Annotated in this window: 9 protein-coding genes; 8 read left to right on the top strand and 1 reads right to left on the bottom strand. The window is 48.0% G+C overall.

The window, feature by feature from the left end:
- The 6 genes from GC096_RS28100 to GC096_RS28125 all read left to right on the top strand — a co-directional run.
- The coding region (locus GC096_RS28100) for a histidine kinase N-terminal 7TM domain-containing diguanylate cyclase (RefSeq protein ID WP_171634884.1) at positions 1-1,084 on the top strand (1,084 nt) is incomplete at its 5' end.
- Positions 1,085-1,239: 155 nt separating this feature from the next.
- Complete coding sequence (locus tag GC096_RS28105; RefSeq protein WP_171634885.1) at positions 1,240-1,779, top strand: hypothetical protein; 540 nt, start codon at positions 1,240-1,242, stop codon at positions 1,777-1,779.
- A gap of 840 nt (positions 1,780-2,619) precedes the next feature.
- The gene (locus tag GC096_RS28110; protein ID WP_246303030.1) at positions 2,620-4,965 is read left to right on the top strand and encodes an AraC family transcriptional regulator; all 2,346 of its coding nucleotides are present in this window, start codon (positions 2,620-2,622) and stop codon (positions 4,963-4,965) included.
- A 123-nt stretch (positions 4,966-5,088) separates the two neighbouring features.
- Entirely contained in the window at positions 5,089-7,656 is a 2,568-nt protein-coding gene (locus GC096_RS28115; RefSeq protein WP_171634887.1) for an exo-rhamnogalacturonan lyase family protein, read from the top strand.
- A gap of 88 nt (positions 7,657-7,744) precedes the next feature.
- Positions 7,745-8,941 carry an FG-GAP-like repeat-containing protein gene (locus GC096_RS28120; protein ID WP_171636137.1) on the top strand — a complete coding sequence of 399 codons (1,197 nt, stop codon included), beginning with the start codon at positions 7,745-7,747 and terminating at the stop codon, positions 8,939-8,941.
- Positions 8,942-8,958: 17 nt separating this feature from the next.
- Positions 8,959-10,065, top strand: a complete 1,107-nt coding sequence (locus tag GC096_RS28125) for a rhamnogalacturonan acetylesterase (protein ID WP_171634888.1) — start codon at positions 8,959-8,961, stop codon at positions 10,063-10,065.
- Between the two features lie 433 nt (positions 10,066-10,498).
- On the opposite strand, the gene GC096_RS28130 is transcribed toward GC096_RS28125, so the two are convergent.
- Positions 10,499-12,664 carry an S-layer homology domain-containing protein gene (locus tag GC096_RS28130; RefSeq protein WP_171634890.1) on the bottom strand — a complete coding sequence of 722 codons (2,166 nt, stop codon included), beginning with the start codon at positions 12,662-12,664 and terminating at the stop codon, positions 10,499-10,501.
- A gap of 425 nt (positions 12,665-13,089) precedes the next feature.
- Between GC096_RS28130 and GC096_RS28135 the strand changes: the two genes are divergently transcribed.
- A complete protein-coding gene (locus GC096_RS28135) occupies positions 13,090-13,380 on the top strand; it encodes a hypothetical protein (protein ID WP_171634891.1) in 291 nt (96 codons plus the stop codon).
- A gap of 90 nt (positions 13,381-13,470) precedes the next feature.
- Entirely contained in the window at positions 13,471-15,198 is a 1,728-nt protein-coding gene (locus tag GC096_RS28140) for an AAA family ATPase (RefSeq protein WP_171634893.1), read from the top strand.
- Positions 15,199-15,279 lie beyond the last annotated feature (81 nt).

Consider the following 15,279-nt stretch of genomic DNA (forward strand, 5'->3'; position numbering starts at 1 on the left):
TGAAAAAGTAATGGGGCTGTGGGGATTAGCGCTGCTGCTAATCAATTCCAGAAAAATCGTAGGTACGCAACGAACGCAACATAACCTTTTGATGGTAGCGATTCTTTCACCCTTTTTCGTCCCTGAGTTGGCTGGTTTGATGGGGATCAAAGTGACTGTGGCCGTCTCCATGCTGCCATCTGGACTGCTGCTGTTCTATGCTTTGTATATGTATAACTTCCTAGTCGTCCCTCCGATGGCCAAAGAGAAAGTGCTTGAGCATATGACGGAGGGGATATTAATTGTGGATGAGCAAGGAATGATTATCGATGCAAATCCAGCTGCTCTACCCATCATGGCGCGTTTAGTCGGTGATAATAAATTGAGGGGCACACAGCTAATACCTTTATTAAAGAATCATCCTACTCTGCAGGATTTCTACAACAATGGGAATCAAGATGAGATTGAAGTGGAAAGCAGCGGCAGTCATTGGGCTGTGCGCCTCATTCCGATTCAAATTCGATTTAAGCGTACCGGGTCACTCCTCATTTTGACAGATATCACGGAACGTAAGGTGTATGAAAATGAACTGATAAAAAGATCGACACTAGATGGGTTAACGAATATATATAACCGTCGCACGTTCCTGGAGATTCTGGACATACGAATGCAAGCAAGTAGAATAAGTGGTGAAAGTGTTAGTTTGCTTCTAATTGACTTGGATAATTTCAAAAAAATAAATGACAAACACGGGCACCTCGTAGGTGATCGTGTGCTTGAGCATTTTGCCGGATTGATGAGGGATGCAGTTCGCAGCGGTGGGGATGTTGGCCGCATTGGCGGTGAAGAATTCGCCATGGTCCTTCCTGGTGTGAATGGGACCCAGGCTTATCATGCTGCTGAGCAGCTCCGCCTACGGTTGAAGCAAGAACCGCTGCGTTGGGTATCGACAGGCATTGAAAGTGAAATTGCATATTCAATTAGCATCGGTGTATCAGAACTTATTGATCCTCACATGACACTGGAAGTCTGGTACCATCAAGCGGATACTAGCTTGTACGCTTCAAAGAATAATGGGAGAAACCGAACCACGGTGGCAGTGTGAGTTTAATACTGTATAAACAAAGACCAGTCCTTCACTAGGAATAGTGTGTAAGATTGGTCTTTGTTTATATAAATAAGTCCTTAAAAGCTTAGTCAAACTTGTCTGCTGAACATAAGATGATAAGAATAACTACTTTTAAAGGATGCGTGAGCAGCATGAAACCTTTACATCAGTCCAAAAGTAAACATAAACGCAGTCATGCCGTACAAAAATCAGCAGTCAGAACATCGTCCACGATCGCTGCACAAGCAGCAGCTCATTTAGGAACACCGGTATGTATTGGGCTTAAAGATGGTTCCGTATACTATGGCATTTTGGAAGACATTGAGGCCAACCAAGTCATTCTCCAAGGCTTTAAAGCAACGAAAAAGCTTCCCCGCAATAAAAGTAAATCCAAAGCTCAAATCTCTAGTTTAGGCAGCTTAGGTGGATTGGGTAATATGCTTGGAATGTTAGGCGGCGGGGGGCTCGGCGGTTTGCTTGGTGGAGGAGGATCAGGAGGAGGTCTTGGGGGGCTACTTGGCGGTGGTGGTTCTGCAGGCGGCTTAGGTGGTTTGCTTGGAGGACTTGGTCAAGGGGGAGCTGGAAGTACAGCAGGCGCAGGTGGCCTCTTTGGAAACATCGGCAGTTTTATGAAGATGGGCATGGGTGTTATTTCGTTTATTATGCCATTAATGAAAAATTTCTCGATTTAAGTGACGAGCAGCTGTCCCACTCTATCCCAACTCACGTCTGCCTCCGCACCAGTAGCATCACCTCTTCCTTCCGGGGCGGGTGCCGTGTAACGGAACGTGGTTCCGCAACTTTAAGCAGCAGCTCCCTGACAGTTGGGGAGCTGCCTTTTTTACCACGCCAGAATTTATATGTTTGGGGATTACGAGAATCACGATAGGGGTGTTGTGAAAGCGCCCCCCTTTCTAAAAAATGGGTAGTAGGAAGACTTCACCTAGGTTAACCGTTGCTGTTGGGATAAGCGCAGATGAGGGGGGAACCAGTTGTGATGCAAGGTTAGCTTTCATTTTTCTGAGTTACGGACAGGAGGGCCGTTATGTAATAAGAAAAGCAGCGAGTCCAAATACTAACGGACGCCACGGCGGTTATGTAGTCCCTTGCCACGCATGTTGGCACACGAATCATCCAATAACGCCTCTGGTGTCCATTAAAAATCAAAACGGCCTCATTTGTAGCTATTAGAGGCTGTCATGTCCGTTAGGAAATTCAACCATCCTCTTTTGCGATACTCTTTAGGTTTGGGAAGAATAGGCACGCCTGTTTACCTTGAAACATGGACAACCCTCCCTATACACATCAGATTGGGTTTTTACTAAGGACTTGAGGCAGAGCCACAGGTTTATATTATGGACGTTGAGTTGGAGTGGAGTAACTTACTCAACTCATCACTGCATTTTAAACACAAAAAGTCGGAAAAGTCATGTATTTCCTCTGGAAATTAACTTCCAAACTTACGCCAATCGGTATACGCTCTAAGTTGAAGTCTTCGCTCCAAACTAAACTTTCGAACGGTTGGTGAGAGCATGTTCCGAGCAATGAAAGAAGGTCTGGCAAGAAGTTTAAGCAAAACGATGGGTGGACAAGGTCGCTTTTACAAAAAGAGTCTGATTACGATCTTCATCGTCTCGGGTATTCCTGGGCTACTGATGGGCGTCCTCGTGTATTGGATGGCAGGCGGGCGCGTGGAAAGTGAGCTGCTTCAACTGCATTATCGGCAAATTGAACAACGGTCACAAAATATCGACGACCAGTTAGGCAATCTGGAGCTGCTGTTATCCCATTGGGCGTTCGATAATAAATTTGACTATAGTTTAAATGGATTTGATTTTGTAAGGAACTTCGAACGGACTCAGGATATTACCAGAACGCTGGTCGCCATGCAGGGATCCAACGCAATGGTGAAGCATGCTGAATTATACGTGGGGGGAACAAGCTCAGTTCTGTTCAACCCTGAATATATGAAGATCGATAATCGTACAGCAGCGACAGCTGCTAGATATGAACCTCTCATCCACGGTCAAAATACGACCTACTGGACGCAATGGTCATTTGATGCGAATCGTCCTGATAACAAAGATTTAACGCTCGTTCATCAAGTTCCCGGTGGAAGTTTGAAACCGTTCGGGGTCTTAGTTTTCCGTTTTGATAGTCAGAAGGTAGCTAATATGCTCAATACACTGACGCCTTATGATGGCGGGGAGACGTTTCTGATTCAGAACGCTGGTGAACTGTTCGTTTCAGCAAACGGGAATACGTCGATGTCTCCATTTGTAAGCGCTCTTCGGGACAAAATTGACTCACTAAAAGGCAACAAAGGCTCCTTTTTTATGGATTGGAAAGGCTCTACATACACGGTATCGTACGGTAGCTTGGCCAGAATTGCGGAGGATTGGACTTATGTATCCGCATCACCGATTTCGAGTATCACATCACCGGTAGTTTTTATTTCCAAGTTGATTATCACGGTAAGTCTTGCTGTTTTGCTGCTCGCGGCTATTCTTGCCTGGCTGGCTTCACGTCGCATTTATTTACCTGTCAAAAGGCTTGTTGCGATGTTGGGCGGAAGCACGACTCACCATGAGCATGCGGACGAATTCACACTGCTGGAATCGAAGTGGATGAATTTACATAACGAGAGTCTCGAGCTGAACACGAAGCTGACGGAACAGCTTCCCCACCTCAAGGACAGCTTTCTGCACCAACTGCTGCAAGGATATTTGAATGCGTATTCAGAGGACGATTTACGCCATCGAATGGAACGTTTTAAGTGGGACGTGAAGCAGAAGCAATTCGTTGTCCTCTACGTCCAGTTGATTGGGATGACGAGCATGGAGGGAAACTTCCGATTAGGTGAAGAGGGGCTTGTTACTTTTGCGGCCGTGAATATGATTGATGAGCTGGCGGCTCAGTATTTTGAACAGCGTCATACCCTTAACTTTCACGATTTAACAGCGGGTATTCTTCTCATTCTACCTGAGGATCAATGTTATATGGAAGCCACCCAAGCGTTTAGTGACGATTTGAAGCAGTCGATTAACCGTATTTTGAAAATGCGCATGACCATGGCGATCAGCCGGTCGGTATCCCTGATTTCAGATGTCCCAATCGCGTTTGAACGAGCGAAGCAAGCGGTTAGCTATCGTTACTTCGAGAATGTGAATCAGATTATCGATATGGAGCATGACAATTATGCAGGAGATGAAGACATGGAGTTGCAATATCCATTTACACAGGAGCGGGAGCTCATTCAAGCCTTACGAACTGGAAAAGAAGGGGAAGCAAGCGAGCTGCTGGTCTCTTTCCTGGAGGTTTTAACGTGCAAAGGTGCCAAAGAAATTGAGGTTCAGCAAGGGATGCTGCATTTGCTTGGCAATGTTCAGCACGCCATCATGGTGTCCGGAATTAATCCGAATCGCCTCTTCAAGGGTGCTAATTTATATGAACAGCTTTCCCAGATTCGAGAGTCTACGAGAATTCTTGCATGGTTTCAGGATAAAGTACTAAGTCCCTTCATGAGGGAGATGTCTGGTCGTTCGGACGCGCAAGTGAAACGCATTATCGAACAAGCGATGATTTATTTGCAAAATAATTACAGACAAGATATTTCGCTTGATAATTGTGCGGAGCATACGGGGACGAATCCATTCTTCCTAAGCAGATCCTTTAAGCAAGTGACAGGCAAAAACTTTATCGATTACTTAACAGAACTTCGCATGGACAAAGCTAAAGAACTGTTAAGAGATTCAGAAATGCGAATCAACGATGTAGCTGATCAGGTCGGATACCAACATACGTATTTCAATCGGATTTTCAAAAAGCTGGAGGGCATGACGCCAACGCGCTATCGTGAGCTCAGTCGAACATCCTAGCAATAATGTATGAGTTCGCCAATAAAGTGCAAACCGCTCAATCCCTGCTTAGCAATAATGTCCCCTTGTTTGCAAGAGATCTCCTTTCTACAATAGGGCTACATGTGAAAAGGAGATGATCGCTTGGCTTCGAATTCGGCAATTAAGCTGCGTTGGTTAAACAAAGAGGCATCAAAGCCTGTAGGGATAACATGGGGAATTCCATGGCGTGAGGGAGAACTTGGACGCGATGAGTCATTGCGGTTGGAAACGGATGACGGCCTAGGAGCAGTACCCGTCCAAAGCTGGCCGACGGCTTACTGGCCGGACGGCAGTGTGAAATGGTCCGCGCATGCGGCGGCAGTCCTTCCCGGTTCTGGTGAAGGGTTTGCTATTCGCAAAGGCAAAGGCCCCAAGTCGGATAAGCAAATTACCGTAACGGAAACGGATGATACCATTACGCTGGATACAGGCGTCATAATTTGCACCATAGGCAAGCAGGGGAAACAATGGCTTCGCAGCATCGTTCGTGAGGGTAACGAAATATGCAGTGGCGGCGAGTTGATTGGCTTGAAAGAAGGACTGAGCGAGGCGTCGGGGGTACGGATAAGTCGCGAGGAGACTTTCGAAAGCCGTGTCCTACGCGCTGTTGTTGAACAAGACGGTCCGATTCGGGCCGTCGTTAAGCTGGACGGCAGACTCCGCTCGACGACGGGAACGAGAGAGTGGCTGCCTTTTACACTGCGTATGTATGTGTATGAGGGGCAGGAAACGATCAAACTCGTACATACGTTTCATTATGATGGAAATCCTCATGAGGATTTCATCAAAGGCCTAGGCATTCGGTTCGCGGTGCCGATGAGAGGGGCCCACTACAATCGGCATATCCGTTTGGCAGGGGATCGGGGATATTTCAGCGAATCACCCAAAACCTTACATACCCGTCGAACAAAAGGGAAGTATAGAGCGTTATTTGAGCGACAAACGGCAGGTGAATTGACGACATTTGACCCCGCAGAGGATGCGTATTTCCTTGGACTGCTGGATGATTCGGCAACGTGGGATAGCTTTAAACTCGTACAAGATTCGTCCGAGCATTACCGCATTTGGAAGCGGACGAAAGCTGGCTGCAGCTGGGTCAAGGTAACAGACGGCGCGCGCGCAGGTGGTCTCGGCTATGTCGGCGGTGAAGGCGGCGGCTTAGCGGTGGGACTGCGACACTTCTGGGAGAAGCATCCATCTAGCTTTGAGGTGCATGGTACAGCAGCTTCGGAGGCTGCTTTTACGATCTGGTTGTGGTCCCCGGACGGGACACCGATGGACCTTCGCCATTATGATACCGAAACACATGTGGAATCTTCGTATGAAGGGGCAGAAGAGCTACGTGCAACGCCCTATGGCATTGCGAATACGAGTGAATTGATGTTGTGGTGTACGAGTGAGACGCCGGATATGGAGAATCTTCAGCACATGCAGGAGGAGTCGCAAGATCCATCCCTTCTTGTGTGTGAGCCAGTGTACTATCATGAGTCAGGAGCCTTTGGCTATTGGAGCTTACCAGACCGTAGTCATCCAGTGAAAGATCAGCTGGAGAATCGGCTGGATGGCATTATTACCTTTTATCAAGATGAAGTTGAGCAACGAAAGTGGTACGGATTCTGGGATTACGGCGATTACATGCATAGTTATGATCCTGTCAGGCATGTATGGAACTATGATTTAGGCGGCTGTGCTTGGCAAAATACAGAGCTTGCGCCCAACATGTGGCTATGGGTGATGTTCCTGCGGACGGGTCGAGCGGATATCTTCCGAATGGCCGAAGCGATGACTCGGCACACAAGTGAAGTGGACCTGTACCATTTTGGCGAATATGCGGGACTCGGCTCTCGGCATAATGTGGTCCATTGGGGCTGCGGTTGCAAGGAAGCTCGCATTGGGATGGCGGGCTTGCATCGGTACTTCTATTATTTGACCGCGGATGAGCGGATCGGGGATATCATGGATGAAGTGCGTGATTCGGATTTCACCACGGTGAATTTGGATCCAATGCGCGCTTACTTTCCGAAGGATGAGCATCCAACGCATATCCGTGTGGGGCCGGATTGGGCGGCTTTCAGCTCGAACTGGATGACACGTTGGGAGCGCTATGAGGACACGTCGTATCGGGACAAAATCTTGGTAGGCATCAATTGTATTAAGGATGCTAATTATGGGCTTATCTCGGGCCCAACCTATGGGTATGATCCGAAAACAGGCGTGCTCTCGCCACTCGGTGACGATAACTGGGGCAGACATTTGGCCATTTGCATGGGAGGACCGCAGGTGTGGTTCGAACTGGCTGGCATGTTGAAGGATCCCGAATGGGAAGACATGATGGCGGAGCTTGGCGTGTATTACAACCAAACACAGGAGCAGAAGGATAAGCTGACCCATGGTCATATATCCACGAAAAATTTCGAGCATCCTGTGCTCAGTGCAGCAATTACTGCGTATGGAGCCTTTTATAAGCGGGACGATGAGACGGCTGAGAAGTGTTGGGCTATTTTGCTGGGAAGCGTATTTGCTAAGGTTGATCTTCAGCAGGAAGCGTCCATCGTTACGCATGTGGATACTTTGCAAGAGATCGATTGGATGAGTACGAATGAGGCCGCGCAATGGTCATTGAATACGATTATCGCACTTGAGCTTATATCGGATTGGCTACCTCAATAGACAGGAGAGATGGGCTGTGGAACAAGCGAGTAAAGAGCCTTTTTTGATTGGTAAAATAGATATTCGTGAGGCTGGCCCACGCTGCAAGATGCTCCTTGGCGACTTGAACGGTGACGGTCGCATGGAGATGCTGTTGGTGCATCCTGACAACCGGCAGGATGTTCGCTATATTCCTCATCAGGTGCAGTGCCTGACGGCATTTGATCTGGAGGGCAATCTGCTGTGGCAGAAAGGGGAACCCGATTCCGGAGCTGGAAGTGCAGGGTCCGACTACCCTGCACAAATCGCTGACATCGACGGCGATGGTCAGCTAGAAGTGCTTTGCGTGATGGATGGGCGCTTTCTTATCCTGAACGGGAGGACTGGCGAGGTGAAAGCCTCGCACGAGCTGCCGCATGAGCACGCCCATGATTGCATCATCGTGGCGAATTTGACAGGCGGGGCATATGCCAGTGACATTATCTTGAAAGATCGCTACCATACGATGTGGGCGCTTGATCGTCATTTTAATCTACTATGGACGCATGAAGGCAATCCTGGTCATTTCCCATGGGTATACGATTTGGATGGTGATGGGAAAGACGAAGTCATGGCTGGCTATGATCTGTTGGACCATGATGGTCAGAAGCTGTGGAGCTGTCAGGATCTCGATGATCATGCCGATTGTATCTGGGTCGGAGATGTGAATGGGGATGGCCATCCAGAGGTAGTGATCGGTGGAAGTGTCACAGTGATGTATGACCGCTTCGGCAAAGAGCTATGGCGTTATGAAGGCTCGATTGAATCACAGCATATCGCCTTGGGCAGGTTCTGCAGCGATAAGCCAGGGTTGCAAATTGCAGGATTGGATCGACTCGTCCGTGAGGATGATGGGAAGGGATTGAAGGGGAAGGACGGCTTGTTTTTGCTGGACAGCGAAGGTCAAGAGATCTGGAAAGAAGATCGCCAAACGGATGGTTGGTTGACGATTATCGAGCCACTTCGCGGATGGAAAGCTGATGCTGCAGATCTGATCCTTGCCTATCGAAGAGGCGGTGGCGTGTGGCCATCTTTGTATGATGGGGAAATGAACGTTGTTGTTGAATTTCCGCTAAATGGATATGCTGTACATGCCGATGTATGTGGTAGTGGAACAGAACAAGTGATCATTTATAATGACGACACAGCCGCCATTTATGCCAGTGAGCCGCTTGCATTGCGAGCAGGACTATCCGGTTCACAGCTGCCGCAGCCCAAACGCTTGTCCAGCTCAACCTTATATCCTGGCGGCGAAATTCCGTTGTAAGAGAAAGGAAATCTACGATGACACACGCGCCCAAGTTCGATTTCGGGGTCGGGAACCCGGAGTCAGGTTACACGAAGATTACTGCCCAAACTGCATATGAGAAAGCAGTTGGATATGGTTTTAGCAATGTGAAAAATGTTCATGCCAAGGATCGAGACGAGCCTAGCGGGTTGCGCAGAGATTTCTGCATACCGCTGGACACTTCGTTTCTGGTGGATGTTTCAGACGGGACCTATCGCGTTTCGATCCTGCTAGGCGATGAAATCGCTGAAACAGAAACAACAATTACCACAGGAGAAGGACGGCTTGTGCTTCATAAGCAACGTACTTCGGCGGGGCATTTTGCCCGTTCGAGTTTCTCTGTTTGGGTCGCCGACGGACAGCTTAAGCTAACGTTCACAGGTAGAGCACCTCGCATCAATGCGTTGGAAATCGAGCCCACGCCTACAGCTTGTACGCTGTTTCTAGCAGGAGATTCAACCGTGACCGATCAGCCGACTGACGGGTATCCGTACGCAGGCTGGGGACAAATGCTCCCCTTATTCGTCAAAGCAGATGCAGCTGTAGCCAATTATGCTTTGTCGGGCCGGAGCTCCTTGAGTTTTATAGGCGAAGGTGTCTTGGATACGATTTGGGGCAAAATCAAGCCCCACGATTACCTGCTCATCCAATTCGGTCACAATGACCAGAAGCCGGATGAAGCGCGGTTTACGGAGCCATTTTCCACCTACAAGGAGACGCTGAAAATCTATATAGACGGCGCTCGCGAGCGAGGTGCATATCCGATTCTTATCACGTCCGTGCAACGACGGTTTTTCGAGGAAGATGGTACGCTGCGTGATACGCACGGCGATTACCTGATCGCGATGCGTGAGTTGGCTGCGGCAGAAGAAGTGCCATTGATCGATCTTGCCGCTAGCAGCAAGACATTGTTTGAAGCGTTAGGGCCAGAGGGAACGAAACGGCTATTCATGTGGCTGGCGCCAGGTGAATTCATGAATTTCCCGGATGGCGTGGAAGACAACACGCATTTCCAGCAGCAAGGCGGGATTGAAGTCGCGAAGTTGGTTCATGCTGGCTTAAAAGACTTGAAGCTGCAGCCGCTAAGCTTATATTTGCGTTAATGCAGGGCGCACCATTGCTGCCCAAATAGAGTGGAAAAGGAGCTAAGCGCGTTTGCGCTTAGCTCCTTTTCTTTGTGGATTTGTGGCTAGCGGCGATCGCCCCGAAGCACCGGCCTCATCGCGTGTAGCGGTGAAAAACGCGCTTGCAGCAGCGAAATGCGCTCGAATCGCCGTTCCCCCGAGCTGTATCGGTGAAAAACACGCTTACAGCAGCGAAATGCGCTCGAATCGCCGTTCCCCCGAGCTGTAACGCTGAAAAACACGCTTACAGCAACGAAATGCTCCCGAAACGCCATCTTCCAGCTAGCCTTCCACCCCCACCAAGCAGAGTTGGAGGAGTGTCTATCCGGTGAATCGTACTTTCTTGTAGTTTTTCAAAAAAAGAAGGCCCCCCGCCACTTCCATGGCTTTTGGGAGACCCTTTTTTCTTTGACTACTGAATGTTGATGTTCGTAATTAGCGCACCTTTGCCTTGCAGTGTTATTGCGTGATTTTGCACCAAATTGGACATGTTGCCAGTAATCGTTACGGATGAGGACACGTTGTAAGTTGTTGTTACGTTGCTTCCATTTGTTCCTGTTTGGTTGATGGTGATTGTGGCGATTTTACCTTGGTTCGTAAAGGTTACACTGTTAAATGTGCCAGACACACTAAAGTTCTGAGTGTTACCGTTGGTGAGCTGTGTGACTTCTGCATAGATGGCTGAATTATTGTAGGAGCGGATTTTGACAATATCACCTGGTTGCAACGCTGAACCGCTGACCTGAGTGCCGCTGCGATAGATGAAAGCTTTGTCGTTCAAATTAATCGCTTGCGCCTGATTGCCACTGACAAGCACGATGAGATTGTTCGTAGCTGAAATGATCGTACCTGTGAGCTGGGCAATGGTAGGCTGCGTAACCGAAGTGCCATCAGCACGCTGTAGGACTTCGGCATGGAGCACAACGCCGTTATAGTAATGCACTTTAATCACTTGACCTGGCAGCAATACACCACTTGTTGTTTGAACACCATCGGAGTAGATCGAGGTGTTTGCGTGAAGCTGCAGGCTGTAAGATTGTCCGCCACTCGTGAGCGTGAGTAGGTTATTGCTGATCTGGCCAGAAATCGTTCCGGTCATCTCACCTGTTGTTGTTACCGGAGAGACACTCTTGGTTACCTCAATAACAGCAGCCATATGATTATAGGCGTACGTTGTAAGGATATCGCCAACCTGAAGCGCTGAAAGAGTTGTAAAGGCACCATTTTTGTAAACAATGGTATTACTGTTCAGTGAGACGCCTTGAAGTTGGTTCGACGTGGTTAGAAGTAACGTATTATCACTAATCGGATACGTCATCGTGCCGGTTAAAGTCGAAGCGAAATTCGTTGGTGTAGCAACGGTGCCCACAGATTGCGTGACTTCTACATAACTGATGCCATTGTTGTAGGAACGCGTGCTTACGATGTCACCTACTTGCAAGCCTGAGGCTGTCGTTGGAGTGCCATTACGGAAGTAGAGGACATTGCTATTCAAAGGAAGGGAAATCGTTTGCCCATTACTTAAAAGGGTGAGCGTATTGCCAGTTACCGCTGTAGTTACCATACCCGTCTTTACACCTACAGCTTGTGTAGGCGTTGTCGGGTTACCGCCAGTAGGCTGGGAGACTTCGATATAAATGATTGAATTGTCGTTGGAACGAATCTTAAGGACGTCCCCAATTTGCAAGGCGGAAGGACTGACTTTGGCGCCATTTCGGTAAATAAACACATCGGAATTTAATGTCAAATTGATATTTTGACCGTTCGTTCGGACGGTTAAGATATTACCGCTAACTGGTGATACGACAGTTCCTGTCACGAGCCCGTCAACGCTGTTCGGCAATTGGTTGCCTGCGCGATCCAATAAGGCCGCTATTTGGGCCCGAGTTACGAGCTGCTTAGGGCGGAATGTATTGTCCTCAAAGCCGTTCACAAGACCTTTATCGACGGCAACTTTAACATATCCCACCGAACCCGCAGGTACGCTAGATGCGTCGGAGAAAGGGAGCTTTGCATTCATGTTGGCTTCAGCTTCGTCTTGAAGTTTCAAAGCTTTCACAAGGAGGGTTGTGGCCCAAAGGCGATCAGCTGGTTGGTTCGGGTTGACGTTCGTATCGGATTCGGCGAAAAGATCGTTCTCCAATGCGACAGCGACATAACCGACGGCCCACGAAGGTACGTTGGCTGCATCATTGAAATTCAGCTTGGTCGCTTTTTCTTCATCGGATTCGGCTTGATCGCGGAGTCCCATTAACCGTACTGCTGCCGTAATAGCTTCGATACGTGTAACCGTTTCTTGTGGTTTAAAGGTACCATCGGGATACCCATCGAAAATACGCCTAGAGACGAGACTCATAATGTAGCTTAAGGCCCATTCGAATTCTTTGCCTTTGATGTCTTTGAAGTCAAATTTGATGGCTGCTTGTGGGCGTTTGTCATACGTTTGGCGTGAGTTGTTGTTACGATCATCGTCCTTGTGGTCGCGACCGTTCTGAGCAAAGGCCGTTGTGCCAGTCGTCATAACAAGTGAGAGGGCTAGCGTGGGGATAAGCAGTTTTTTCATTCGCGAATGCTTCATCTTTTTCTTCTCTCCTTAATAAAATATATGAGTAGAAAATTGCGACCCTGCGGTGCGTGCTTGAGTTAGTCAATCTTACTAACAGCATTCGGGAGTAGATGGGTTTTTCTGGGTGTAGATTTTAAAAAAAGGAAAATCAATCTCAACTCAACCGGTTTCTATCGCTGAATAGCATTAGCTTGGTTGCGCTTTCGCGATTTAAAAGCTATTTCTTGGTGGATTTTCAAAGATTCCGCTACAATCCTCGGTCTTATTTCCTAAAAAAAGTAATATATTTTTCTTAAAACAATCCGAATTGAGAAGGAAAATAAAGCTGTATGAAGTAAGTAATAGAAGGTAAATATTTCAGGTGCATCGCTTGTTGCCCACTGATCTCTCACCCGTCAGTAATCCTAGCATAGTATGTAGGAAGGTGGTGATGAAAAGTGACAAATACAATTGAGGGCTGGATAATTTACACGTTGTGGGGTATTTTTGGCTTTATGTTGATTGATTTTCTGATTGCGTTCATCAAATCCTTCTGGGTTGGCTCCTTTGGTCCTACACTCGTGTTAGGTTATTTGAAAGATGTCCTATACTATGTGCTGCCACTGACGGTCCTATTATCTATGATTTCTTTCGATCCAACAGGGTGGATTGTGGTGATTTTCTATTTCATTTGCGGTCTCGCTGTGATGACCAAGTACGTGCTCGATATCATTAAAAGATTCCAATAATCGTTGCTGTGGCCCCGCTTCTTGCGGGGCCAAGAATGTTGTTTTTTTCATAGGGATATTCAAACTTAATCATATGAAGGAAGTGTAGCCATGAGGAGATATCAATGGATTAGATGGCGAAAGTTCATCCTCTGGCTAGCAGCCATCGTGTTGTTTGGCGGGCTGCTATGGGCAGGTGGGCCAACCGCTTGGGGGATAGCAATAAGTGTCGCGTCGCTACTGATGCAACTGGTATTCGCTATGGCCTTCATGATCATTCAATTTGTTGCCTTGTTCTGGTTTCTTGCTCGAGGACGAACGTATTGGATTCTGCCTGGAGAGACCGGATCGACATGGGATGATTATCGTGGAAACCCTGAAATTGTGGAAAATGCGAAACGGATTGTTACCCTGCTTAAAGGTGTCAAAGAGTTCAAGGAAATGGGCGGCGAAGCTATTCGCGGATTATTGCTTTGTGGACCGCCAGGAACAGGGAAGTCCTATTTAGCACAGGTTATTGCGAATGAAGCACAAGTTCCTTTTGCTTACGCGTCTGCACCAAGCTTTCAGAATATGTTCTTCGGTGTAGGTAACCTCAAGGTGATGGGGATTTACAAAAAAGCCCGCAAGCTTGCGCGCGTCTACGGCGCTTGTATCATCTTTATTGACGAGATCGATGCGATTGGGATGAGTCGTCAAGGCGGCGGTGGCGGAATGGGCATGGGAATGATGGGGATGGGCGGAGGTTCAGGCCTTCTGAACGAGCTGCTCTTACAAATGGACCCACCTAATATTGATACCTCCAAAATTGTAAAGATGCTGCGCTCTCTAGGACTACGTCGTAAAAAGGCAGAACGCCCGCCCGTGCTAACGGTAGCTGCTACCAACTTGCCTGATGTGCTCGATTCAGCCTTATTGCGACCAGGTCGTTTCGATCGACAACTCTGGGTGGATGTCCCGGATTATGACGGTCGAGTTGATATTTTCCAATACTATTTGAAAAAGGTCAAGCTGGACGCAACGCTAACTGCGGAAAAAGCAGGTCTTGATTCCATCGGTTACAGTCCAGCTCAAATAAAACATATTGTCAACGAGGCTGTTGTTATTGCCCATCAACGTGGCGCACAGGCGGCGAGTTATGAAGACTTCCGAGCCGCCATGGAAACCTACGAGTGGGGGCTCAAACAACCGCTTCGCTCGATGCGCGATGATGAGAAGCGGAATGTCGCTTATCACGAAGCGGGTCATGCAGTGGCACAATTTCTGTTGAAGCCTCATGAACGAGTTTGGAAAGTGACGATCATTCGACGTGGTGGCGCTCTTGGACTTTCGGCTACGAAGGAGACGCATGAGCGATATAACCGCAGCGACTCGGAGATGTTGGCAGAAATTCAAGTTTGTCTGGCTGCCAGAGCGGTAGAGGATGAATTTCTTCACAAGAAACTAAATGGCGTCACATCAGATTTACAGCATGCGACCCAAATTGCAGGTGCGTATCTCGGGATGCTGGGGATGGGCGATGAACTGTTCAGCTTCTTAGCGGTCGGTTCGCGGACGGATGGACTTAAGGCACTTCGGCCACAAATTAATGAGCTGCTCAAAGAGCAAATGCTCGAGGTCAAGAAGCTCGTAAACGAATATACGGAATTCGTCCACAAGATTGCAGAAGAGCTGCTGAAACGTGAAGATTTGACAGGTGATGAAATTGAAGAGATCTTTACTGAGCTTTATGGCGACTCACGCCCTAGAGCAATTGAGGTGAAGCCTCTGCGAAAGCTTACGCTTGAAAAATCACTTGTCGTCATTGACGACATGGAAGAAGATCTCAAGGATTCGTAATCGGATGGACATTCCATCCTATGAATTGCCTCCTTTTTGGCTATAGTGGTCAGAGGGAGGCCATTTTTTTGGCAAAAGATC

This window comes from Paenibacillus plantarum (assembly GCF_013141695.1).
In the GTDB taxonomy this organism is placed as follows: Bacteria; Bacillota; Bacilli; order Paenibacillales; family NBRC-103111; genus Paenibacillus_E; species Paenibacillus_E plantarum.

What these genes read in the sequence shown, in the direction of transcription:
- GC096_RS28120 (WP_171636137.1), top strand. Translation starts at nt 7,745, where the DNA reads ATGCTCCTTGGCGACTTGAACGGTGACGGTCGCATGGAGATGCTGTTG.
- GC096_RS28140 (WP_171634893.1), top strand. Translation starts at nt 13,471, where the DNA reads ATGAGGAGATATCAATGGATTAGATGGCGAAAGTTCATCCTCTGGCTA.
- GC096_RS28130 (WP_171634890.1), bottom strand. Translation starts at nt 12,664, where the DNA reads ATGAAGCATTCGCGAATGAAAAAACTGCTTATCCCCACGCTAGCCCTC.
- GC096_RS28125 (WP_171634888.1), top strand. Translation starts at nt 8,959, where the DNA reads ATGACACACGCGCCCAAGTTCGATTTCGGGGTCGGGAACCCGGAGTCA.
- GC096_RS28105 (WP_171634885.1), top strand. Translation starts at nt 1,240, where the DNA reads ATGAAACCTTTACATCAGTCCAAAAGTAAACATAAACGCAGTCATGCC.
- GC096_RS28110 (WP_246303030.1), top strand. Translation starts at nt 2,620, where the DNA reads ATGTTCCGAGCAATGAAAGAAGGTCTGGCAAGAAGTTTAAGCAAAACG.